Origin of the sequence: Poseidonibacter sp. (assembly GCF_041821165.1) — a bacterium.
Classification (GTDB): Bacteria; Campylobacterota; Campylobacteria; order Campylobacterales; family Arcobacteraceae; genus Poseidonibacter.
This window is the reverse complement of sequence record NZ_JBGUES010000004.1, coordinates 1-23,356: the sequence shown is the minus strand read 5'-3', so window position 1 is coordinate 23,356 and position 23,356 is coordinate 1. Positions and strand designations below refer to the sequence as shown.

At 25.9% G+C, this 23,356-nt stretch carries 23 protein-coding genes and 1 pseudogene; 9 read left to right on the top strand and 15 right to left on the bottom strand.

The genetic code is table 11. The annotated features are described in order from the left end of the window. Nucleotides 1-2 precede the first annotated feature (2 nt). Nucleotides 3-1,034, bottom strand: a complete 1,032-nt coding sequence (gshB, locus tag ACERKK_RS00985; protein WP_373771198.1) for a glutathione synthase — start codon at nucleotides 1,032-1,034, stop codon at nucleotides 3-5. A 131-nt stretch (nucleotides 1,035-1,165) separates the two neighbouring features. Between gshB and ACERKK_RS00980 the strand changes: the two genes are divergently transcribed. Both ACERKK_RS00980 and ACERKK_RS00975 read left to right on the top strand, forming a co-directional pair. Continuing rightward, nucleotides 1,166-1,858, top strand: coding sequence for a phytanoyl-CoA dioxygenase family protein (locus tag ACERKK_RS00980; RefSeq protein WP_373771197.1), 693 nt, complete (start codon nucleotides 1,166-1,168; stop codon nucleotides 1,856-1,858). Nucleotides 1,859-1,891: 33 nt separating this feature from the next. Beyond that, nucleotides 1,892-4,003 carry a helix-hairpin-helix domain-containing protein gene (locus ACERKK_RS00975; RefSeq protein WP_373771196.1) on the top strand — a complete coding sequence of 704 codons (2,112 nt, stop codon included), beginning with the start codon at nucleotides 1,892-1,894 and terminating at the stop codon, nucleotides 4,001-4,003. Between the two features lie 2 nt (nucleotides 4,004-4,005). On the opposite strand, the gene ACERKK_RS00970 is transcribed toward ACERKK_RS00975, so the two are convergent. The 11 genes from ACERKK_RS00970 to ACERKK_RS00920 form a co-directional block, all read right to left on the bottom strand. Beyond that, nucleotides 4,006-5,370: an AAA family ATPase gene (locus ACERKK_RS00970; protein WP_373771195.1), complete on the bottom strand. Its 1,365-nt coding sequence runs from the start codon at nucleotides 5,368-5,370 to the stop codon at nucleotides 4,006-4,008. Continuing rightward, complete coding sequence (locus ACERKK_RS00965) at nucleotides 5,367-6,356, bottom strand: reverse transcriptase domain-containing protein (protein WP_373771194.1); 990 nt, start codon at nucleotides 6,354-6,356, stop codon at nucleotides 5,367-5,369. The genes ACERKK_RS00970 and ACERKK_RS00965 overlap by 4 nt, the downstream gene beginning before the upstream one ends. Before the next feature lie 207 nt (nucleotides 6,357-6,563). Then, complete coding sequence (locus ACERKK_RS00960; protein WP_373771193.1) at nucleotides 6,564-8,048, bottom strand: ATP-binding protein; 1,485 nt, start codon at nucleotides 8,046-8,048, stop codon at nucleotides 6,564-6,566. A 174-nt stretch (nucleotides 8,049-8,222) separates the two neighbouring features. Further along, the gene (locus ACERKK_RS00955; RefSeq protein ID WP_373771192.1) at nucleotides 8,223-8,606 is read right to left on the bottom strand and encodes a RidA family protein; all 384 of its coding nucleotides are present in this window, start codon (nucleotides 8,604-8,606) and stop codon (nucleotides 8,223-8,225) included. Between the two features lie 54 nt (nucleotides 8,607-8,660). Then, the gene (locus ACERKK_RS00950) at nucleotides 8,661-9,437 is read right to left on the bottom strand and encodes an NUDIX domain-containing protein (protein ID WP_373771191.1); all 777 of its coding nucleotides are present in this window, start codon (nucleotides 9,435-9,437) and stop codon (nucleotides 8,661-8,663) included. A gap of 28 nt (nucleotides 9,438-9,465) precedes the next feature. Continuing rightward, nucleotides 9,466-10,083, bottom strand: coding sequence for a LysE/ArgO family amino acid transporter (locus ACERKK_RS00945; RefSeq protein ID WP_373771190.1), 618 nt, complete (start codon nucleotides 10,081-10,083; stop codon nucleotides 9,466-9,468). Then, entirely contained in the window at nucleotides 10,083-10,721 is a 639-nt protein-coding gene (locus tag ACERKK_RS00940) for a MarC family protein (protein ID WP_373771189.1), read from the bottom strand. Before ACERKK_RS00940 ends, ACERKK_RS00945 begins: the two co-directional genes overlap by 1 nt. Beyond that, nucleotides 10,722-11,687 (bottom strand): amino acid ABC transporter permease, encoded by a 966-nt coding sequence (locus ACERKK_RS00935; RefSeq protein ID WP_373771188.1) that lies wholly within the window; start codon nucleotides 11,685-11,687, stop codon nucleotides 10,722-10,724. Nucleotides 11,688-11,690: 3 nt separating this feature from the next. Continuing rightward, nucleotides 11,691-12,506: a transporter substrate-binding domain-containing protein gene (locus ACERKK_RS00930; protein WP_373771187.1), complete on the bottom strand. Its 816-nt coding sequence runs from the start codon at nucleotides 12,504-12,506 to the stop codon at nucleotides 11,691-11,693. 39 nt (nucleotides 12,507-12,545) lie between these two features. Further along, nucleotides 12,546-13,364 carry a transporter substrate-binding domain-containing protein gene (locus ACERKK_RS00925; protein ID WP_373771186.1) on the bottom strand — a complete coding sequence of 273 codons (819 nt, stop codon included), beginning with the start codon at nucleotides 13,362-13,364 and terminating at the stop codon, nucleotides 12,546-12,548. Between the two features lie 21 nt (nucleotides 13,365-13,385). Continuing rightward, a complete protein-coding gene (locus ACERKK_RS00920) occupies nucleotides 13,386-14,114 on the bottom strand; it encodes an amino acid ABC transporter ATP-binding protein (protein WP_373771223.1) in 729 nt (242 codons plus the stop codon). Nucleotides 14,115-14,298: 184 nt separating this feature from the next. On the opposite strand from ACERKK_RS00920, the gene ACERKK_RS00915 reads away from it, so the two are divergent. From ACERKK_RS00915 to ACERKK_RS00895, 5 genes are all read left to right on the top strand, one after another. Continuing rightward, nucleotides 14,299-15,186: a DMT family transporter gene (locus tag ACERKK_RS00915; protein WP_373771185.1), complete on the top strand. Its 888-nt coding sequence runs from the start codon at nucleotides 14,299-14,301 to the stop codon at nucleotides 15,184-15,186. Between the two features lie 83 nt (nucleotides 15,187-15,269). After that, nucleotides 15,270-16,382, top strand: a complete 1,113-nt coding sequence (locus ACERKK_RS00910; protein ID WP_373771184.1) for a glycosyltransferase — start codon at nucleotides 15,270-15,272, stop codon at nucleotides 16,380-16,382. Nucleotides 16,383-16,478: 96 nt separating this feature from the next. Then, nucleotides 16,479-17,033 carry an HPP family protein gene (locus ACERKK_RS00905; protein WP_373771183.1) on the top strand — a complete coding sequence of 185 codons (555 nt, stop codon included), beginning with the start codon at nucleotides 16,479-16,481 and terminating at the stop codon, nucleotides 17,031-17,033. Nucleotides 17,034-17,090: 57 nt separating this feature from the next. Further along, the gene (locus ACERKK_RS00900) at nucleotides 17,091-17,465 is read left to right on the top strand and encodes a hypothetical protein (protein WP_373771182.1); all 375 of its coding nucleotides are present in this window, start codon (nucleotides 17,091-17,093) and stop codon (nucleotides 17,463-17,465) included. Nucleotides 17,466-17,474: 9 nt separating this feature from the next. Continuing rightward, nucleotides 17,475-17,711 carry a hypothetical protein gene (locus ACERKK_RS00895; protein WP_373771181.1) on the top strand — a complete coding sequence of 79 codons (237 nt, stop codon included), beginning with the start codon at nucleotides 17,475-17,477 and terminating at the stop codon, nucleotides 17,709-17,711. Nucleotides 17,712-18,021: 310 nt separating this feature from the next. Here the strand turns inward: ACERKK_RS00895 and ACERKK_RS00890 are convergent, their stop codons facing one another. From ACERKK_RS00890 to recQ, 3 genes are read right to left on the bottom strand one after another with little or no spacing between them, the layout of a single operon-like run. Continuing rightward, nucleotides 18,022-18,525 (bottom strand): dihydrofolate reductase, encoded by a 504-nt coding sequence (locus tag ACERKK_RS00890; RefSeq protein ID WP_373771180.1) that lies wholly within the window; start codon nucleotides 18,523-18,525, stop codon nucleotides 18,022-18,024. Between the two features lie 14 nt (nucleotides 18,526-18,539). Continuing rightward, on the bottom strand, nucleotides 18,540-19,403 hold the full coding sequence (locus ACERKK_RS00885; protein ID WP_373771179.1) for a thymidylate synthase: 864 nt from the start codon (nucleotides 19,401-19,403) through the stop codon (nucleotides 18,540-18,542). After that, entirely contained in the window at nucleotides 19,400-21,508 is a 2,109-nt protein-coding gene (recQ, locus tag ACERKK_RS00880; protein WP_373771178.1) for a DNA helicase RecQ, read from the bottom strand. Before recQ ends, ACERKK_RS00885 begins: the two co-directional genes overlap by 4 nt. Before the next feature lie 116 nt (nucleotides 21,509-21,624). Between recQ and ACERKK_RS00875 the strand changes: the two genes are divergently transcribed. Further along, nucleotides 21,625-22,839 (top strand): MotA/TolQ/ExbB proton channel family protein, encoded by a 1,215-nt coding sequence (locus ACERKK_RS00875; RefSeq protein ID WP_373771177.1) that lies wholly within the window; start codon nucleotides 21,625-21,627, stop codon nucleotides 22,837-22,839. Nucleotides 22,840-22,851: 12 nt separating this feature from the next. Beyond that, nucleotides 22,852-23,356 (top strand): annotated as a pseudogene (locus ACERKK_RS00870) (hypothetical protein); the annotation flags it as partial.

Below are 23,356 nucleotides of genomic sequence, written 5' to 3'. Positions count from 1 at the left end.
ATTTATTCTCTTAAATCACTAAGTCTTTTTAATAAATACTCAAGTTCAACTCTTTTTTCAACTTTTTCATGAACTTTTTCTTCAATAAAATCAACTACATCTTTATGAAGTTTTAACTTAGATAATTTATTTATATTTGTAATTCCACCTGGATTTAAAACATTCACTTCTAAAATTTTATCTCCAATCATATCAAGACCAACAAAGTATAATCCATCAGAAACAAGTCTTTTACCAACTTTTGCACAAATCTTTTTTTGTGATTCTGTTAATCTATATTTATGAGCACTTCCACCTGTTTGAATATTTGCTCTATGTTCACCATCAGCTGGTTTTCTATGATATGCACCAATTGCTTTACCATTTAACATCATAACTCTAACATCACCATTTTGTGCACCTTCAATATACTCTTGAAGAATTACATAATTTTCACCTGAATCATCAATATAAAAATCAAGTAATGAATTTAAATTTGAAGTAGCATTTTTTTCTAATACAATAACACCTCTACCACCTGAACCATCAAGAGGTTTTAAAATCATCTTTTCATCATTTGATTCTTCAATAATTTTGTGAATATATTTTTTACTTCCTGATACATGAGTTTTGGGTAAGTATGTATTTCCTGGGTCATGAAATGTTGTTGTATAAAGCTTATTATTTGCTTTTCTTATTCCATCTACATCATTTATAATAACAGTTTCGTTTTTTACAGAATCTAAAAAATTAAAAACAAGTGGAGAAATTGGAGGATCTTTTCTAACCATAATACAATCAAATGCATGTAAAGCTATAAGTTTTATATCATAAGTACATTTTTTATAAAAAGCAATAATTGATTCTGGAATCTTACCTTCAATTTTTAGAGTTTTTGCAAATCCATTAACAGTATTGTTTCTTACAGTTAAATTTGTTGTGTATAAAATTGATACTTTATAACCTCTTAGCATACACTCTTTTACAATAGCTAGTGTAGAACTATTTACAGGGTCAATTTTAGCCCAATCTTCAATAATAAATGCAATGTGCATTTTAATATCCTTTTTTTAATTTTAATACGAATTATACACTAAATTTAATTTAATTACTTAAGTTTAAAATAATGTGAATAATAAGCAAATTTTACTATAATACGAAAAATAATAAATACATAAGAGTATCCATGAAATTAGATGAAAAACAACTAGAACAGTTTAACAATGATGGCTTTTTAGTTTTAAAAAACTTTGCAAATTCTGAACTTTGTGATGAAATTTTACAAAAAGCAAAAGAGCATTTAGAAAAAAAACAAGCACCAATTGAGAGTGAACAAGAGTATATGCAAGTTGATGATAGTGCTATTACTGTTAGACGATTAAGACAAGTTTATGATAGAGAAGAAATCTTTAAAGAGTGGATGACTAATAGTGATATTAGACCTATTTTAAAGCAAGTTCTAAATGATACTCCTGTTTTAACTCTAGCTCATCATAACTCTATTATGACTAAAATGCCTCATGAAAGTACTAGAACTTTTTGGCATCAAGATAGAAGATATTGGCATTTTGAAAATGACAATCTTGTATCTGTTTGGTTAAGTTTAGGAGATGAGTTTTTAGAAAATGGACTTTTAGAGTTTATTCCTAAATCACATAAAATAGAGTTTTCAAAAGATAGATTTGATGAACACTCAAACTTTTTAGATGAAAATGAAGAGAATAGAAAATTAATTCAAACAAAAGTTCATCAAAATTTACAAAAAGGTGATGTCGTACTTTTCCATTGTAAAACACTTCATCATGCAAGTAAAATCAAACAAATAATGCAAAAATATCATTTGTTTATACAGTTAGAGCATCAAAAAATAAATCATTAGAAAAAACAAGAAGTGATTTTAAAGAAGTTATTCTTGACTAATAATTTAATAGAACTAATTCAAAGTAAAACAAATTTATCAAAAGAAAATATCAAGAATATCCTAACTCTTATAGAAGAAGGTTCAACAATTCCTTTTATTGCTAGATATAGAAAAGAAGCAACAGGAAATGCTAGTGATGAAGATTTAAGAGAGTTTGAACAAATTCATTCATATTCTGTAAAATTGCTTCAAAGAAAAGAAGAAATTCTAAATATTTTAAAAGAGCGAAACTTCTTAAATGAAAAAGTACAAACATTAATAAATGAAGCAAAAACATTACAAATATTAGAAGATATTTATTCACCATTTAAAGATAAAAAATCATCAAGAACAAGTGAAGCAATTGATAATAATCTTGAACCACTTGCAAATATTATTCAATCTTTTAGATACTCAAAAGATGAAATAAATCAAAAAGCAAAAAACTTTTTCAATAAAAATATCAAAAATATAGAAGATGCAATAGCAGGTGCTAGTGATATTATTGCTCAAAGATATGCTGATGATTTTAGAACAAAAGAGGCTATTAGAAATATTATTACTAATTATGCAGTTTTAGAAACAAAAGCTACGAAAACTTTTGACAAAAATGGTGTTTATGCAAATTTCGTTGATTTAAGTGAAAAAATAAAATATATTAAATCATATAGATTTTTAGCAATTAATCGTGCTGTAAATGAAAAACAACTAAGTATAAAACTTGTAGTTGATGAAAATCATATTTTAGAAAATATAAAAAAATACAAAATTCCATCAAGTGCTAATTCATCAAAAGATATTGTTTTTGAAGCATATAAAGATGGATTAAAGAGATTATTACTTCCTACATTAAAAAGAGAAGCTCTTACAAAACTAAAAGAAAAAGCTTCAGAAGAAGCAATTAACCTTTTTGGTAAAAACTTAAAAGAACTACTTTTAACAGCACCTTTAGTTAATCAAGTGATTTTAGGAATGGATCCAGGATTTGTATCCGGATGTAAATTAGCCGTAATTGATGAAAATGGTATATATTTAGATTCATGTGTAATTTATCCAACAAAACCAAAGCAAGATATTGTAAATTCAAATAAAAAAGTATTAGAATTAATCAAAAAATACAAAATCACATCTATTGCAATTGGAAATGGAACAGCTTCAAGAGAAACAGCTGAATTTATCACAAATCTAATCAAAGATAATAATCTTGATATAAACTATGCAATAGTAAGTGAAATAGGAGCTAGTGTATACTCAGCTTCAAAAATAGCACAAGAAGAGTATCCAAACTTAGATGTAACAATAAGAGGTGCTATTTCAATTGCAGGACGACTTCGTGACCCAATGGCTACTTTAGTAAAAATAGACCCAAAATCACTTGGAATTGGGCAATACCAACATGATGTAAATCAAAAAGATTTAGCACTAAAACTTGAAAACACTACTGTGGATTTAGTAAATAAAGTAGGAGTAGATTTAAACTCAGCTTCTTATAAACTATTATCTTTTATTTCAGGAATTTCTGAAAAATTAGCTATGAATATTGTTGAATATAGAAGTAGTATTAAAACATTTAAAAGTAAAAATGAACTACTAAAAGTAAAAGGTTTAGGAGCAAAAGCATATGAGCAAGCAGTAGGATTTTTAAGAATCAAAGATGGAAAATCAATCTTAGATAATACAGCAATTCATCCAGAAGATTATAGTGTTACAAAAAACTTACAAAAAAACTATAATATTGAAGAAATCACAGATAATCAGATATCACAAATAGCTACTTCATTAAATACAAGTGAAGTAAAAATAAAAGACATTATCCAAGAGCTAAAAAAACCAGGATATGATGTAAGAAGTGAATTTAATCAAGTAAAATTTGCAAGTGATATTACAAAAATAGAAGATCTTAAAGTTGGTTTTACACTAAGTGGAATCGTGCGAAATATCACAGACTTCGGAGCTTTTGTAGATATTGGTCTAAAAAATGACGCCCTACTTCATATTTCACAAATATCAGCAAAAAGAATCAATCACCCAAGTGAAGTTTTGAGTATAAATCAGAATTTGGAAAAAGTGAAGGTTTTAAGTGTTGATTTGGATAAACAGAGAGTTGGCTTGAGTTTGAAATGATATTAACTTTTTAAAAAAGATTTAACTTCATTTTTAAAAGTTAGTGTGTTTGAGGGACATTTATTTTCAAGAAAGGTAATAATACTAGAAAAATTCATATATCCTCTCTGAGTAATGCTATAATATAAAGCTTTAGATTTTTTCCCGCGTCCATTTGCTCTATTAATATCATCTTTATCAATATCACCTATTATATATATATCCAATTCTCCTAACTCGTAAGCTGTTAATAAGTCTTTTTCTATACTTTCAAATGGAATAAATTTTATATCTGTTTTATTTTTATAATTAGTATGATTTTGTTGATCACCATCTAATATAGTAAGAATTTTATTCGTACCTAAAAATTGAACTTGTTTATTTTTTTCCATTATATCTACAGTTTGACTATGTCCTGCAATATCAATGATTGAATATTTTGAAAATATATTATCACTATCAAGAAATGTTTTTAGATAATCAATAATCATTTTATCTTCAGTTAATATGATTTTATCATTACCTTCAAATTTGAATAATGAACTCTTTATATAACTATACGACATATTTTTAACAGTAGTTTCATCTCCAATAGTTTCCATATAAAATAATTCATCATCATTCATTGTTTTCATAATGGCAAGAGAATGTGTAGTAAATAAAATATTTACTTTATATTTCCCTGTTAACATTCTTAGTTGTTCAATCAAATTTACTTGAGCTGAACTATCTAAAGAAATATCTAACTCATCAATTACAATAAATTTTGCTCCAGTTTTAATTAATTTATAAATCTGAAGTAGCATGTATTCACCAGAACTAAAATCATCTTCTCTTATATAATTTTCATCATTTAAAGGTATTAAATAAATATCTTCTGATTTAACATTTACTTTTTTTAAATTATTAAATCTATTATCTTGATAAATATTATTTAATATTGCAATTAATTCATTTGGATTTTCTTCATATGTATTAGATGAAAATTTAGCTGCAACATCATCTGTATATTCCCCTAATCGTGAATATTGACTAAATCTTCTTCCTAGAGGAATAGGAAACTCTGTATAAATTTCCTTTTTTGTAACTTCATCCATTGCTTTATTGCAGTCTAATATAAATCTACTATCATCTTTAAAAGGATCAAATTTATAATCATTGCTATCTATTGTATAAGTTAATTTACTATTATCATTAATAATATTAACTCTTGACATTTTATCAAGAGTATTTGTCTCTTTAAAATTTTGAATTATTTTTATTAATGTAGTTTTACCTATTCCATTTTTACCAACTAAACAATGTAGTTTATTTGATGATAAATCAATCTCATATTCCAAAGATTTTATGTGTTGTATATTTTTTATAACTACTTTAAAAGTATTCATCTAGGTTTAACTCCATGTAAAAATTTATCAATGATGTAATTACCGTATTTACTTCTTAATTTAATTATAAAATTTTTATCTATATAATTAATGTAATTTAGACTACCATATGCTTTACTCAATTGATTATCATATTTTAATTCTAAAAGTTTTGAAAATTTATGTTTATCAGTTTTATAAAAATAAATCAATTTTTGTATATTATTTCTTCTTTCTTTATCTACTGTTATGTGACCATTTGGAGTAATAACTAAACCTAAAATTACAATTTTTCTAGTTTTATCCAAAAATTTAGTCTTTTTTGAATTTAATTTAAATAAGCCATCATAATAACTATCAAAATAATTAGTAAGTTTATTTTCTAATTCTATTAAAACTTTATAATCATTAGATGAAAAAATAAGATCATCAGAATATCTAGAATATATCATTTTTTTATCTATTGAATATTTTTCAAAATATTTATCAAAATTATACAATACAGCATTACTTATAGTAGGAGAGGTAATAAAACCTATAGGTAGTTGATTGTTTATTATTATTAAATTTATTATGTGTTCAACATATTTTTTATCAATAAAAACATCAAATTCTTCTAAATTATCTTTTAAAGTTCTCATAATTAATTTTTTATCAATTGAAGTGAAAAAGCTTTTAATATCTGTTTTAAAATAATTTTTGCTATCTTTATGAAGATAAACTGCATCGAATATATTTTTATTTTCTCTATATGAAAAAACTTTATTATGTGTTTTCATTTCTTTAAATAACAATACATTTAAAAATGAATGAAAATCTTTTAGTTTCTTAGCTTCAGAAGTCAATTCTCTATTCGAATCTTTTAAATATGATATAAAAGAGTATGATTCAAATCTATTAGTTTTAAAATTTATAGATTCTTGTGGTAAAGTATTAAGAAAATCATTGAATGTATATTTTTTATGAAAGTAAGATTCGAATACTTGTTGAAAGTTTTTTTTATTCAAGTAAAAATCCTAAGTTTACAAATACCCTAAATTATAAAACTTAGAGATATGTAATTTAAGTATAAGCCTTTTGAGACCTAAAAGACATACAATGGACTGATTTACATCTAGTCAGCTTTTAAGTACTTCAATTATACTTAAAAAATATTAATATTATATAAATTTATATACTAATTATATGTTTAAATAATAAAAAGTTTGAACTAATCAATACCTAAATAACAAATCATCAATAGTAATATCATCAGCAATATTCAAACTATTATAATGAGAATTATGTTTACAGCCATAAGTTGTAAGCATGATTAGTTTTATTTCATACTTGCCTTTTAATCCATACTTTTTAAACATACTAAGTTTATTTTGTAAATTGTCTTTATAATCTTTTGAGATAACAAACTCATCATTATAAAACTTACACTCAACTATATCGTATACATTATTTTGATATTCAACCAAAATATCAATTTGTGCACCTTTCTCATTTTCATTTGATGATACAAAATTCCAATAACTATGACTTTTTGATAAACCTTTTGTATTTCTTGCGTCTAAATACATTTCAATATTAGTTAAACAAACTATTTCAAATATAAAACCTGTCCAAATTGAATATTGTGAAGATGATTGAATACTTGTCCAATATGGTTTTGAAAGATTTGCAATATCATTTTTACTATGTTCTTTTACCCATTTATTATGAAATAAACAATATGGGTCACTTATGATATATTTTGCATTTGTTTTTTGATTATATTTTGATAAGCCTTGAATAAAACCACATTCAATTAAATCATTTATTCCATCTTTTAGTTTTGCACCCATACTAATATCTAAACCTGAAGCTATTTGCGTTTGTGTAAATCCTGATTGTTTAGTGCAAAGGTATTGAATTATTGAAGTATAAAACTTTGATTTATCTTGAAAAAGAGATTTGAAAATATCATCATACTCTTTGTATAAATGTCCGTCTATATTAAAAAATAAATTATCAATATTCTCAGAAAGAGATAACTTAGGGTTTAAAAAACTTAAGTATTTTGCAACTCCTCCAAAAACCATATAAACTTCAAATATAGTCTTGGAATCAATGTCAAAATTCTTTTCATCAATAAGATAAGATGCAGTTTCTTTTAAAGTAAAAGGTTTTAAATGTATTTTATGAGTTAGTCTTTGATAAAGTGGACCTTGAGTATCTTCAAAAATTTTATTTTTAATCCATGAAGAGTTTGAACCACATATTATTAAAATTACATTTTCTTTTATTTCACAATAATCATTCCAAAAGTGACCTAATGCTCCTAAAAAACCATTAGTATTTTTTTTATCAATCCATGGAACTTCATCAAGAAAAATAACAACTTTTTCATTCACTTTTTTATTTTTAAATTCTGAATCAATTGTTCTTTTTAAAAAATTAAAGGCATTCATCCAAGAATTAATCTCTTTTGTTGGTTCAACTCCAAACCAATCATAAATAGATTCAATAAAATTTTCTCTTTGTGTATTAGAATCAAGTAAATAAGAACCAGTAAATCTAAAAAATAGACACTCTTTTCTATGTTCTTTAAACATATAATTAATCAAATAAGTTTTACCAATTCGTCTTCGTCCGTATACTGAAATTAATTCACTTTTATTTGATTCACAAGCATTTGATAATAATTTTAATTCTTTGATTCGTCCTATCATAATTGATCCATTTTAATAATATTTCATAAAGTATACTATAAAAGTGAAATATATTCAATATAAATAGATATATTTCATTTTTTATATTAAAAAGTGAAATATAGCTAATAAATAGTAATTATGAAATTTATATTTGTAGTTTAAATAAAAAGAGTAAAACTAGAGAAAAATTCTCTAGTTTTTAAAAGCGATTGCATCTACTTCAACTAAAACATTTTTAGGTAAAGTTTTTACTGCAACTGTAGCACGTGCAGGTGCATCTTCTGCTGTAAAATATTGTGAATAAACTTCGTTAAATGCTACAAAATTATCCATATCAGATAAATAACAAGTAGTTTTTAAAACATTATCAAATGAAGAGTTTGCTTCTTCTAATACTGCTTTTAAGTTTTCCATAACTTGTTTAGTTTGCTCAGAAACTCCACCTTCAATAATTTCCATTGATTGAGGATCTAATGGAATTTGTCCTGATAAAAATACTAATTTCTCAAAAGATGTAGCTTGATTATATGGTCCAATTGCACTTGGTGCTTTTGTAGTTGATATTATTTCTTTCATTTTCTTCCTTTAATTATAAAGACGTATTATATACAATTTAAAGTTGATGTCAAATTATTTATTTTCAATAGGAAAAAATAGCTCAAAATCTTTTTTTATGTGACATAAAGTTTCATGATTAGCAAGTTTAAAACCTTTGTATTCTAAAGCTGAAAGAACAACTGCTTTTGAGTAAGCTAATACTTTTTCATCTTCTAAATACTTATTCACATCTATCCATTTTGCATCAGCAATTTCATCAATATCTTGAATATCAATTTTTGATGATAAAGCTTTACAAATACATAATATATATAAATTTGATTTATGAAACTGATGAGGATAAAAATGTCCTAATGAAATTATTGATTCAAATTTTACTTTTATTCCTGTTTCTTCAAAAACTTCTCTTTGTGCTGCTGTTGAAATCATTTCGCCATTATCTATATGTCCACCTGGCAATTTATATCCAATTGTTGAAATCTTTTCTTTGATTACTAATAATTCATTTTTTTCATTTATAACAACTGCACCTACTCCTAAAGTATGATTTGCAGCAGTTGGAATTATTGCATTATTTTGTAATCTTCTTACAATTAAAACATACTCTTCATCACATGAATGAAATATAAATCCTCTTTTTGTTGCAATTGGTATAAAGTCAGATTTTTTTATATCTATATAAATCCAGATTAAGTTTCTTCTATTTTTTGTATTTTCTATTAGATAGTCAAGATTTAGTTCAAACTCTTCACTTGAGTTTGGTAAATCTTTTGTAGAGATTGTAATACCATTATATGGGTCTAAAACTGTCTTAAAACAGCCTATTATTTCTATACTTGTATTGTTCATATTTAAACCTTTATAGGATTTATGATAACTAATATTTTATTAAATCTAATAGAGTATAAGCAATCAAAAGCATAATAAATCCAATTGAAATATCTAAGATTTTCCATGTAATTGGTTTTTTAAATAAAGGAATTAAAAATCTTGCACCAAAGCCTAATAATGTAAACCAAAAAGCAGATGCACAAACAGCACCAATTAAAAAATAAATCTTTAAATCATTTTGAATATTTGCTCCAATTCCACCAATTAGTAAAACTGTATCAAGATAAGTATGAGGATTTAAAAATGTAAAAACTAAGATAAGTGTAACAACTTGTTTTAAAGGATTTATTTTTACTTCATTATCAATTTTTAGACTTTCATTTTTAAAAGCAGATTTAAAAGATAATATTGCATATACAAATAAAAATACAATACCAATAATAGCAATTGAGTTTATAAGTAGTTGATTACCTTGAATAAAAAATCCAAGACCAAAAATACCAGCTGAGATTAAAAGCATATCAAATAATACACATAAACTAACAGCAAGTAAAACATGCTGTTTTAGAAGTCCTAGTTTTAATACATAGGCATTTTGTGCACCAATTGCAACTATCAAAGAGATAGTTACAATAAAACCTTTTATCAAAATTTCAATTGGCATTACATATAGCTTTGTGAAAGTTTGATTAAACCTGAAACAATAAATTGTACAGATATAGCCCCAACTATTAGTCCCATAAGTTTAGTAATAATATTTTGACCAGTAAGTCCTAAATATTTTTTTATATAAATAGAGTTTTTTAGTGTTATGTAAAATAAAAAAGCATTAACTAAAAATGCTAGTGAAATAGATAATAAATCACTAGCTGTTTCAACTTGATGTTTAAAAATTACAATAGTTGTAAATAAACCAGTTCCAAAAGCAATTGGAATTCCAATAGGAATTACAGATAAATCTTCATGAGCTTTAAGATCTTTACCCTCTTCTTTTGTAGGTTTTTTACCTTCTGTTGAACCATTTACCATTGAAATTGCCATTAGAAGTAGAATAATTCCACCCATAACTTTAAGTGAATTTTCACCAATTCCAAATAGTTTAAGTATAAAATCACCACCAATAAGTACAACAAAAAATGCAATAATAATAGTCATTGTAGATTTTCTAGCAACCCTATTTATCTCAGATTTTGTTATATCATGACTAAGTAGTGATAAAGCCATAGCACTTACACCAATGGGATCCATAATAGCAAAAAATGTAATCCCTTGTTGTAAGAAGTTAGAAAAGAAACTCTCCACTTAGGATATTCCACCTTTTGCGGCCATTTTCTTCTCTATTCTATGTCCAATATAACTTAAAGTTGAAGTTATACATAAATATAAAAGTGCAATAACAATCCATGTTTCAAATGGAGAGAATGTATTTGCAACTATTTCTTTTCCAACTTTTGTTAAATCTGTAATTGAAATAACAGATACTAAAGATGAATCTTTTACTAAAGCAATAGTTTCACCAACAAGTGTAGGTAAAGCTCTTTTAAATGCTTGAGGTAAAATAATATATCTCATAGCTTGATAATTAGAAATACCTAAAGATTTTGCAGCTTCAAGTTGACCTTTGTCAATTGACTGAATTGCACCTCTTAAAATTTCTGCCATATATGCACCAAAGAATATTCCAAGTGATAAAATACCTGCAACAAATCTTTCTAATTCAAAAATATTTGCAACAATAAAATAGAATAAAAATATTTGAACAAGTAAAGGTGTTCCTCTAATAATCGTAATATAAACAGTTGCAATATCTCTTAATACTACCATTGAAGATAGTTTCATTAGTGCGACTATTATTCCAATTATTAGTGTTAATATCATTGCAAAAAATGATATTTTTAAAGTAATCCAAAGACCTGAAAGTACAGGACCTGCTTTATACTCTGTTTTTGAGGCAATATAATCACCTGAATAAAGATTTTCACCAACTTCATATTCAAATAAAAAACTACTATCTAAATTTTTAACTTCTACTTTTTCATCACCTTGAACAAAGTATTTGTTATTCTCAAATATTAGTTTTCCATCAATAGGTGCTTCAACTGATTTCGTCTCTTCGTAAGCAAAATATTTTGGAACACTATTCCATTTCCAAACATAATTCATATTTGCTGCTGCTGTGTAGAATGCGTATCCTACTACAATAAAAAACAATACGGCAAGAAAATGCCCTACTGTTTTATTTTGTGCTAATGATTGTTTTTTAGCCATGTATTATTGAACTCTTTTTAACCATGAAGTGTCTCTTAACCATTTATTATTTAATTTTTCATGGAAGTCGACAACTTTATCACCCTTAACTTGTCTTAAGAAGTTATTTAACCAATTAAGAAAATCAGGATCACCTTTTCTAATAGCCCAACCTAAAGGCTCATAACTTAAAGGATCATCAAGATGAACTAATCTATTCTTTCCTTTATCTGACATAAATAAAATATTATATGGTTGATCATAAATCATAGCATCTGCTTTACCATTTAATACTTCACTTGCTGCATCTGATTCTGTTTCAAATGTAATAATTTTTGCATTTTGGAAAAATTTTCTAGTTACAATTTCACCTGTAACACCTAATTTAGTTACAACTGTATAACCAGCTTTATCTAAATCTTTTGCAGTTTTAATTTTTCCTGCTAACTCTTTTCTAATCATCATAGTTTGACCTACAACAACATAAGGGTCTGCAAAATTAACTTTTAAGTTTCTTTGCTGAGTAATTGTCATACCAGACATAATAATGTCATATTTACCAGTAACTAAACCAGCGATTATTCCATCCCAAGAAGTAGGAACAAGTTTTAGTTTAACACCCATATCTTTTGCCATCTTTTTAGCCATATCTACGTCATAACCAATGATTCGACCTTTTTTGTCTTTCATTTCAAATGGCATATATCCAGGTTCCATACCAACTCTTAATTCACCTCTTTCTAAAATCTCATTTAATGTTGATTTTTTCCAAAGGTTAATATCATCGGCAAAAATTGCAGTTGTAAACAGCATTAAAAATGCTAAAACTAATTTCTTCATTCCCATCTCCTTTTTTTTGATTAAACTTCTATAAATTTATTATTGAACTTTCTTTAACCACTTCGTATCTACAAACCATTTTTCATATAATCTGTCTTGTAAATTTATTACTTTATCTTCTCTGATTTGTCTTAGGAAATTATTTAACCAGTTAAGAAAATCAGGGTCACCTTTTCTAATAGCAAATGCTAAAGGCTCATAAGTTAGCGGTTTATCAAGATGAACTAAAGCATCTTTTCCTTTTCCATCCATAAATACAGTGTTAAATGGTTGGTCATTAATAAATGCACTTGCATTTCCATTTAATACTTCTGAAACAGCTTCCCCTTCTGTTTCAAATGTAATTACTTTTGCATTTTTAAAGAATTTTTTTGCTGCAATTTCACTTGTTTGACCTAAAATTGCAGAAATTGTATATTCACTTGAATCAAGTTGCTTTGCATCTGTAATTGTATTTTCTAATTTTTTACTTAGTAATACAGTTTGACCAACTACAATATATGAATCAGAGAAATTAACTTTTAAATTTCTTTGTTGTGTAATTGTCATACCAGAAATGATAATATCAAATTTATTTGTTAATAAACTAGCAATAATTCCATCAAAAACAGTCTCTTCAATAACTAATTTTACACCCATTGCTTTTGCCATTGCTTTTGCAATATCAACGTCATAACCGATTAATCTACCCTTTTTATCTTTCATTTCAAATGGTAAGTAACCTGGTTCTAAACCAACTCTTAACTCACCTCTTTCTAAGATTTTATTTAATGTAGAATTTTTCCATAAATTTATATCATCAGCAAAAATATTTGTATTTATAATTAATACAATTGCTAGTAAAAGTTTTTTTATCATTTTTTTAATATTTCCTTGTTTTTAGTGAACTAATATTTCATTTAAGAATTTTTTTGCTCTTTCGCTTTTTGGATTTTTGAAAAATTCTTCTGGAGAATTTTCTTCTACAATTACTCCATGATCCATAAATACGATTCTATCACCTACTTCTTTTGCAAATCCCATTTCATGAGTAACACAAACTATTGTAAAGTTTTCTTGTGCTAAATCTTTCATAACTGATAAAACATCACCAATTGTTTCAGGATCAAGTGCAGATGTTGGTTCATCAAATAATATTATTTTTGGTTTCATAGCCAAAGATCTTGCGATTGCAACTCTTTGTTTTTGTCCACCTGATAAATCACTTGGATAAGAGTTTGCCTTATCTGCAAGTTTTACTTTTTCAAGTAGTTCTTTTGCAATTTTAGTTGCTTCATCTTTAGTTCTTTTTTTAACTAAATTTTGTGCAAGTGTTATATTTTCTAAAATTGTTAAATGAGGAAAAAGATTAAAGTGTTGAAATACCATTCCAACTTCACTTCTAATTTCTTTTAAGTTTTTTTTACTTTCATGAATATCAAGTTCATCAACAATAATTTGTCCATCATCAATATCTTCTAAGCCATTGATACATCTAATTAAAGTTGATTTTCCAGATCCACTTGGTCCACAAATTACAACAATTTCACCTTTTTTTACACTAAAATCTATATTTTTTAGTACATGAAAATCGTCATAAAACTTATTTATATTTGTCATTGAGATTATATTATTATTCATTTTCTCTCTTTTTTTAGAATCAAGCTTAAATTTTACTGAAAACTTATTTAAAGTTAAATTAACCATAACTTATTGATAAAAGTTTCATAATTATTATGCAATTAAAATATAATTTTTGTATTTACAAATTCTGTGATATAATTCCGCCTTTTACTTTTAAGGACACAAATTTATGATTAAAAAAAAGATGTACGAATATAGAGCAGATTTATTACTTTTATCTGTTGCTATTGCATGGGGTGTTACTTTTTTAATGGTTCAAGAAGCTATTGATTCAACACCAGTTTATGCATTTTTATTTTTTAGATTTACTTTAGCTTCATTTTTAATGTTTTTTATTGCTTATAAATATTTAAAAGAAACTAACTTAAAAACACTATTATATGGGGTAGTTCTAGGCTCATTTTTATTTTCTGCTTTTGCTACACAAACATTTGGTTTAGCTTATACAAAAAGTTCAATAGTTGCTTTTATTACAGGACTTAATGTAATTTGTGTTCCATTTTTAGCCTATTTTATATTTAAAGATAAGGTTAGAAAAAATGTATTTATAGCTTCTATTGTTGCAGTTGCAGGTTTATATTTACTTACAATGTCAGGTGTTTTAACATTAGGAAAAGGTGAATTTTTAACTTTAATATGTGCATTTTTATTTGCTTTACATATTATATTTACTGGAAAATTTTCTAAAGAAGTTAATGTTTTTGTTCTTGTATTATTTCAGTTAATTACAGTTTCAATTTTATCTTTAGCATTTTCATTGATTTTAGATGATACTACATTTAATTTGCAGTATGACTATACATTTTTTAAAGCTGTTCTTGTAACTGCTGTTTTTGCAACAGTTTATGCTTTTTTAATTCAAACATATATGCAACAATTTACAACAGCAACAAAAACTGCCATTATCTTTACTATGGAACCTGTAAGTGCTTCTGTATTTGCTTATTTTGCTGCAAATGAGATTTTAACAACTACTCAAATATATGGTGCTATATTAATTGTTTTTGCCACTTTAGTTGCAGAACTGAACTTTAAAAAAGAGTCTAGTGTAACATAAAGTGTTATTAAAAAATAAAATGCTTTTTTATTGCAACTATTGAATGCTACTATTTTCAAGAAAAAATTTAGGAGATTTAATAGATGCAAAAATTTTTATACATAACAGATCAAAATGAAAATACTGATCATAGTTTTATTGGACCATTATTTGAAAAATATTTAAATGAACATTTTCATATTAATATAATTTATTTTTCTAAATCAAAAGAAGAGTTTGAAAATATTGATAATAAAAAGTTTATTATTCCAATTAAGTCAAGAAATAATATCTTAGATGAGTTAGATAAAAACAATATTGATATTAATGAATATGAATATATTGTTGTAAGAAATGATACTTCAATTTTAAAAGAAGTTTTAGGTAAAAAAACAAAAGATGGATTTAAAGTTGGGTTTAGATTGTCTTTTCCAAAAAGAGTTGCTAAACTGCAAATTGATGAAGCAAATAATAAAAAAAGCTTTTTTGATGTTTTAAATAATAAAATCCAAACATATAAAGAAACTTCACTTATAAATGAATGTGATATTTTCCTTCCAACATCAAGACAAATGAGAGATGATTATTTAAAATCAGTTAAAACTCGTACATTTGTTATACCATCTGCAATCGACCCTGATGTGATGCATCATAATGTACATCATGATGGAGAAGAAAAAAGATTTTTCTATGCAGGAACTTTAGATAAATTAAGAGAGTTTGATACAGTTTTAAAAGCATTTAGCGATATAAACAATGATAAGTTTAAACTTATGATTTCTACAAAAGATCCCCAATATGCAAATGAAATGTTTGAAAAATATCCAAACTTAAAAGATTCTATTGAAGTTTATGATGCAAAAACTAAACAAGAGTTATTACAATTAATCGCAAAAGCTGATATTGGTCTTGCACCTTTACCAAATATTGAGTTATTTAATAGTTCAACTCCTATGAAAATTTTAGATTATTATTCTAGTGCAATTCCATGTGTTATGACAAATAATGAAAATAATGCTTCAATTTTTACAGATGATGAAAGTGGTTGGTTATGTGATTTTACTCATGATTCTATAAAAAATAAACTTGAATATATTATAAATCTTTCAAAAGATGAAATTACACAAGTTGGAGAAAGTGGTCAAAGAAGACTTTTAGATGTAAGAAATTACAAAAGAATTGCTGCTGATTTAGCACATCAATTAAATATTTTATAAAATATAAGACATTTAATGTCTTGTATTGATTTAGGTCAAAAATAAAATTTTCTTTTTTTGATAGTATTCGACTTTATTAAAAAAAAAGATGCTATTATGAAAAAATTTTTTAAACAGTTTAAAAAAGTAAATTCTGAACCAATGGAAAAGTCAAATATTATTTGGTCTTGGATTGGTTCATTTTTAGGGATTCTTGCTATTACATATTTTCATCGTGATATTTTAAACGATGCAGATTTAACTCTTTTTGTTGGCTCATTTGGTGCTAGTGCTGTACTTGTTTATGGTGCTGTAAACTCTCCTTTATCACAACCTAGAAATTTAATTGGTGGGCATATTTTATCTGCAATTGTTGGTGTAGTTTCATTTAAATGTTTTTCTGGAAATATTTTATTTTGTTCTGCTTTTGCTGTTGCTACTTCAATTTTACTTATGCAATTAACTTTAACACTTCATCCTCCAGGTGGTGCTACTGCTTTAATCGCTGTAATTGGGAGTAATCAGATTCATGACTTAGGATTTATGTATATTATAGCTCCTGTTGCTTCTGGCGCTTTTATATTATTAACTATTGCTTTAATTGTTAATAATATTCCTAAACATAGATTTTATCCCCTTTCATTAAAAAATAATAGAAAAGAAAAAGATTAGAAAATCTTTTTCTTTTAAAAAAATATACATTATAAAAAAATTAATTAGGAATGGAATATGTCAATTACAATTAACTCGTGTATGAAGGGTATTGCTATTGCAACGTTACCACTATTATTAACAGCTTGTGCAAATCAAGAGAAAATTGATAATACAAATAAGTTAACTGTTGGAAAAGTTCAATTGGATTTTGTAAGAATGAATAATAATGACTTTGCAATAGCTGGAGGAATCGCAGCAGCAGGTGGTGTAGCAGCAACAGCTGGTAGTGGGATTTTATTTGCAACAATTGCTTCAGTAGGTGCATTAACATTCTTAAGTTCTAATAGTAATGAAACTATTGAAACACAACAAAAAACATTAACTGTAATTCTTGACTTTAATAAGAATGAAGAGTTAAAAGACTTCTCTTATATGTATTCATCTTTTTAAAGAATTAATATGAAATCATATTTAAAAACACTATGTATAGTTTCAATAGTTGGTATATTAACTGGTTGTTCTAGTCATAACTCAAGAAATTTGGCTTTTTCTGATATAAAAAAAATATCTAGTGAAAAATCACAATTACAAGTTAGACAAGCTCAAACAAAAAGATTTTTTAATACAAATCAAAATGAACTAATAAAAGTAATAGTTAATACTATGCAAGATGAGTTATTTTATATAACTTTTTAAGATAATGACACAGGAATTATTAGTGCAACAGGAAAAAAAGAAGATCTTAATATAAATATTGTTAGTTCAATAAATCATATTAGTAGTCAAGATTTTGATATAAGAATAAGTGTAAATATCAGAGACAATGATGATACTTCTATTTTAGAATATAATGAACTTTATAACTATTTCTTTGATAAATTAAGAAAATCACTATTTTTAGAACAAAACTTAAATAAAAAAGAGAAACAAATAATTTTAAACACACCTAAAAAAGATAAAAAAACTTACTCTTTCCAAATCATAGATATAGACTAAATTAAATAATTTAGTCTTTTTTAATCCAAACTTTAAATTTCCAAGCTGGACTTTTTACCTTTTCATTTTCAATAATTGCATCATAAGATTTCTCTTGTGTTAAATCCCAAGTTGAAAAATCAATCTCTTTTAAAAAGGCATCTGCTTTACCTTCAAAATCTACTTCTGATAAATACATCTTATCAACATAAGGAAATAGAGTTTCATATATATTAGCACCACCAATTATAAATAACTCTTCTTCTGCTGAAGCTCTTGCAAAATCAAAGGCTTTTTGAACATCATTAAATGTATGAACACCATCATGTTCAAAACCACTATTTGATAAAACTAATGATGTTCTATTTGGTAAAGGTTTACCAATAGATTCAAATGTTTTTCTTCCCATTAATATATGATGACCTGAAGTTATAGCTTTGAAGTTTTTAAAATCTTCACTTATATGCCATAACATTTCATTATCTAAACCAATTTCCCAATTTTTTCCATAAGCTACAATCATTGAAATTTTCATTTTAATACCTTTATTTATACTGCCATTTGGCCTTTTATTGCTTCGTGTGACTCATATCCAATTAACTCAAAATCTTCCATTTTAAAATCTTCAATATTTTTAATATCAGGATTTATTTTCATAGTAGGAAGAGCTAATGGTTCTCTTGTTAGTTGTAACTTTACTTGAGTCTCATGATTAGAGTATATATGCGCATCACCAAACGTATGTACAAAATCCCCTAGTTCTAAATCACATACTTGTGCAATCATCATAGTTAGTAGTGCATAAGAAGCAATATTAAAAGGAACTCCTAAAAATGAATCTGCAGATCTTTGGTATAACTGACAAGATAGTTTACCCTCAGCTACATAAAACTGAAAGAATGTATGACATGGTGGTAATGCCATTTTTTCTAATTCACCTACATTCCAAGCTGATAATATCAATCTTCTTGAATCTGGGTTTGTTTTAATTTGTTCAATTAACTCAGCTAATTGGTCAATTGCTTTACCATCAGTTCCCATCCATGATCTCCATTGAGCTCCATATACAGGTCCTAACTCTTTTACAGTATCGCTATTTTCATATCCTAAGTCTTTACCTTGTGCATCTGCGTTTGCTGTCCATACTGTTTTTTTACCAATTAAATTAGAAGCTTTATCGCCAAAATGAAGTTCTGCTAATCTTCTTTCATCTGTACTACCTTCTATAAACCATAATAGTTCAGAGATAATCGCTTTTAAATGCGTTTTTTTTGTAGTTACTAAAGGAAAGCCTTCATTTAAATCAAATCTCATTTGGTATCCAAATACAGATGTAGTTCCTGTACCTGTTCTATCTTCTTTTTTTACACCTTTACTTAAGATGTGGTCTAGTAAATCTAAATATTGTTTCAATTGCTTTCCTTCTTCATATACTCATATAAATACAAGTATTGTCTTAATTCTTTTAAACTTGTCTGTTGTAAACCTGATTCAATCCATTGTTTTATTTCATCTGGAATTTCAAGAGGTTTTAAAAGTTCTTCTTTTTTTGATTTTTGTATTTTACCATGTTCTTCTAATAATGTCACATGAGATAAAACACTTGTAAGTCCTAAATCTCTTTTCATAGCAATATTTTCTAAGCTAAGACCTTCTTGTATTAACTCATAGGTATCAGTATATGTTTTTGTTAGTTTTTTTAATGGTGCTCTTGTTTCAATCTTTTCTTTAAACTCTTCTTTTATATCTTTACATAGATTTAAAAACTCTTCTCCATATTTTTCAAACTTTACAAGACCTACTCCGTTTATATCTAACATCTCTTCTTTTGTAGTTGGAAGTTTTGAAGAAAACTCTTTTAAACTTTTATCTCCAAAGATTACATAAGCTGGTACTTCATAAGAAAGTGCCATTTCACGTCTTAATGTTCTAAACTTTTCATAAAGTTCCTCATCAAAAGATAATACCTCATCTGTTTGTTCTTGTTTTATAGCAATTCCTAGTTTATCTTCATCTATTAAAAGTTTTTGATTTCCTTTTAATATGTCCATACCTAAAGCATTTAGTTTTATTACTCTATATTCACCTAAATTAACTGCTTGTATATCTATAAGTTTATCTGCTATTGCTACCCATTCATTTTTACTCTTATTAGACCCTAAACCATATACTTTTAGTTTATCATGTCCAAACTCTAGTAACTTTTGATTTTTTGAACCTCTTAAAATATCTATGATATGATTTGTTCCAAATCTCTGTTCACTTCTATATACTGCACTTAGAAACTTTTGTGCATCTACACTTACATCTATTTGAGCTATTTCACCCTTAGTACAGTTATCACATAAAGTTTCACAATCAGATATTTCATCTTCAAAATACGAAGCTATCATTTTATGTCTACACTTATTAGAAACACAATATCTATACATATACTCTAACTTATCAAGTCCTGTTTGTTTATATGAATTATCTATTGCTTCTTCTATTTGTATCTTTCTTTTTACCTCATCACCTTTTGAGTAAAGTAAATATACATAAGACATAGCACCATCTCTTCCTGCTCGTCCTATTTCTTGATAATAGTTTTCTAGTGTTTTAGGTAAACTCGTATGTATTACAAATCTAATATTTGATTTATCTATCCCCATACCAAATGCAATAGTAGCAACTACAATATCTACATTTTCATATACAAAGTCATTAAATACTTCATCTTTTCTATCAGCACTTAATCCTGCATGGTATGCTTTTGACTTATATCCATTATCACATAAAAATTGTGCTGTTGATTCTGCTTCTTTTCTTGTAAAGGTATATATGATTCCACATAAACCTTTATGTGATTTTAGGAAGTTTAGTATTTGAGTTTTACCATTTGAAATACGTGGTTCTACTTTAATTTCTAGATTATCTCTTTGTGTTTTTGCTCTAAAGTGTTTGGCATTTACAAGATTTAAAGACTCTGCAATATCTGCTTCTACTTTTTTAGTTGCAGTTGCTGTAAATGCAGCAATACTAACTTCAGGAAAAAATTGTTTAAGTCTATTAAGATTTCTATACTCAGCCCTAAACTCATGACCCCAACCAGATACACAGTGAGCTTCATCTATTACAAAATAGTTAATATTTATTCTTTGCAATACCCCTACAAACTCATTTGATGTAAATCTCTCAGGTGCAACATAAACAAATTTTAATTCACCTGCTAGAAGTTTTTGCATTGTAAATGTATTTTCATCATTTGATTGTGATGAAGATATCATTTCTGCAGAAATATCTAAATCATTTAAAGCTTTTACTTGGTCTTGCATAAGTGCAATTAAAGGAGAAATTACAACAGTAACCCCATCCATAAGAAGTGTCGGAAGTTGGTAACATAAAGACTTTCCACCACCAGTTGGAAGGATTGTCAAAACATCTCTTTTTTCTAAGATATTATCAACAACCTCTTCTTGGAAGCTTCTAAAGTTATCATGTCCAAATATATTTTTTAGGATTTCTTGTTTTGTATTCATTCGGGATTTTAACATATTAAGTGTTAATGTATATTTTTTTAAAATTCTAACTAGTTTGTATATATCTTATGCTAAACTAATATAATAAAACAACTTACTATCATAAGGGGTATTTTATGTTAACTAACGAAGACTTTATTGATTTAAATACAAAAATCAAAACATCATGTAAACCAACATCAAGAATATTTACTTTACTTACTATTCCTAGTGCATTATTTGCAATTGTTATATTAGGATATTTAGGTCATTTTCCTTTAAAAGTTGAGATTCACAGTGTTATTTTAATTGGATTTATTTATATTATTTACCTATTTTTTATTAGACATAATGCTTATTATGTTTCTTGTAAATTTAGAACTTCATATGAAACATTGACTTTATATTTAAAAGATTATATTAACAACAACCTTCTAACAATAGGAAACACTACAAAAGCAAATGGTAGTGCTGATGATTTTATCAAAGATTTTACTTCAAATATTAGAAATACAAACTTTTCATCAATTGCTTCAAGTGTATTTCCAACACTTGGTATTCTTGGTACTTTTATATCTATTGCTTTTTCTATGCCTGACTTTTCTTCTGGAACTTCTAGTGCTTTGGAAAAAGAGATATCATTACTTTTAGGTGGTGTTGGAACTGCTTTTTATGTTTCTATTTATGGTATTTTTTTATCTATTTGGTGGACATTTTTTGAAAAATTTGGAATGAGTAGGTTTGAGCATGATTGTTTTACTATAAAAGAACATACAAAATCATTCTTTTGGACAAAAATAGATATTGAATCACTTCATATAAAAAGTAATATAGAAAACTTTGCAAAAATGACTAATATTTTTGAACAATTAACATCGAAAAATCTTTTAGATAATGTAAATGAATCTATACAGCAAAGAGCAAATTTACTTGAAGATATTGTTGAAAAAGAGTTAAAACTTTCATTGCAAATTGGTGAAAATATAAATCATGGTAAAAAACTATCTTCTATGCTTGAAACTATAAATTCAAATATACAAGCAAATATAGAAAATTTCAATGAAGAAAAAGATTTACACTCTCAATACACAAAACTTTTAAACGATAATATTCAAGAACTAAATGAAACTTTACAGCATATAAGTTCTGATAATTTAGAAAGTATTTATACAAATATCATAAAAAGTATTGAAACTATGAAAAATGAAATGGATAGAATTGGTTGGAGATTCAACAAAGAGCTTGATGAATACGATACTAAATTTTCAAATAAACTAAAAAGTTCTTTAGAATCAATAGATGAAGAAACTGCAAAAATAATAGAAGATTTAAAAGAATTTAAACAACTATAAAAGTAGCAAAAAATGTATGATAATAAACAAAAAAATGATGAAAACTTTTGGATATCTTATGCTGATTTAATGGCTGGATTACTTTTTGTATTTATATTGGTAATTGGTGCAATAATTATAAAATACCTTTATGCACAAACTGATTTACTTACAATTAAAAGTGATTTAGAAGAACAAAAACAAGCATTAGATATAAGTGAAGAAGAACTATTAAGTAAAAAGAAAAGACTAAATGAAATAAATACAAAACTTAAAAAAGTACAAGATGAAAAAGTACATTTATCATTTGAATTAGCTAAATCAAAAAACTTATATAATCAAACAAATCTTGAACTTATTGAAGCAAAAAAATTATCGCAGAACTTAACAGAAAATTTAGATAAAAAAGATAAAGATTTAAAAATCTCAGATGAAAAAGTAAAAAAAGTTACTGCAATTTTAAAAGACTATGATGATAAAATTGTACTTTTAAATACAGATTTAATTCAATCAAGAGAAAAGATAGAAAAAATTACCG

Excerpts from the sequence above, each read along its gene's own strand:
- recQ (WP_373771178.1), bottom strand. The coding sequence starts at position 21,508 with ATGAATACAAAACAAGAAATCCTAAAAAATATATTTGGACATGATAAC.
- ACERKK_RS00955 (WP_373771192.1), bottom strand. The coding sequence starts at position 8,606 with ATGAAAGAAATAATATCAACTACAAAAGCACCAAGTGCAATTGGACCA.
- ACERKK_RS00890 (WP_373771180.1), bottom strand. The coding sequence starts at position 18,525 with ATGAAAATTTCAATGATTGTAGCTTATGGAAAAAATTGGGAAATTGGT.
- ACERKK_RS00875 (WP_373771177.1), top strand. The coding sequence starts at position 21,625 with ATGTTAACTAACGAAGACTTTATTGATTTAAATACAAAAATCAAAACA.
- ACERKK_RS00905 (WP_373771183.1), top strand. The coding sequence starts at position 16,479 with ATGAAAAAATTTTTTAAACAGTTTAAAAAAGTAAATTCTGAACCAATG.
- ACERKK_RS00935 (WP_373771188.1), bottom strand. The coding sequence starts at position 11,687 with ATGGCTAAAAAACAATCATTAGCACAAAATAAAACAGTAGGGCATTTT.
- ACERKK_RS00900 (WP_373771182.1), top strand. The coding sequence starts at position 17,091 with ATGTCAATTACAATTAACTCGTGTATGAAGGGTATTGCTATTGCAACG.
- ACERKK_RS00950 (WP_373771191.1), bottom strand. The coding sequence starts at position 9,437 with ATGAACAATACAAGTATAGAAATAATAGGCTGTTTTAAGACAGTTTTA.
- ACERKK_RS00970 (WP_373771195.1), bottom strand. The coding sequence starts at position 5,370 with ATGAATACTTTTAAAGTAGTTATAAAAAATATACAACACATAAAATCT.
- ACERKK_RS00895 (WP_373771181.1), top strand. The coding sequence starts at position 17,475 with ATGAAATCATATTTAAAAACACTATGTATAGTTTCAATAGTTGGTATA.
- ACERKK_RS00980 (WP_373771197.1), top strand. The coding sequence starts at position 1,166 with ATGAAATTAGATGAAAAACAACTAGAACAGTTTAACAATGATGGCTTT.
- ACERKK_RS00960 (WP_373771193.1), bottom strand. The coding sequence starts at position 8,048 with ATGATAGGACGAATCAAAGAATTAAAATTATTATCAAATGCTTGTGAA.
- ACERKK_RS00945 (WP_373771190.1), bottom strand. The coding sequence starts at position 10,083 with ATGCCAATTGAAATTTTGATAAAAGGTTTTATTGTAACTATCTCTTTG.
- ACERKK_RS00915 (WP_373771185.1), top strand. The coding sequence starts at position 14,299 with ATGATTAAAAAAAAGATGTACGAATATAGAGCAGATTTATTACTTTTA.
- ACERKK_RS00925 (WP_373771186.1), bottom strand. The coding sequence starts at position 13,364 with ATGATAAAAAAACTTTTACTAGCAATTGTATTAATTATAAATACAAAT.
- gshB (WP_373771198.1), bottom strand. The coding sequence starts at position 1,034 with ATGCACATTGCATTTATTATTGAAGATTGGGCTAAAATTGACCCTGTA.
- ACERKK_RS00910 (WP_373771184.1), top strand. The coding sequence starts at position 15,270 with ATGCAAAAATTTTTATACATAACAGATCAAAATGAAAATACTGATCAT.
- ACERKK_RS00930 (WP_373771187.1), bottom strand. The coding sequence starts at position 12,506 with ATGAAGAAATTAGTTTTAGCATTTTTAATGCTGTTTACAACTGCAATT.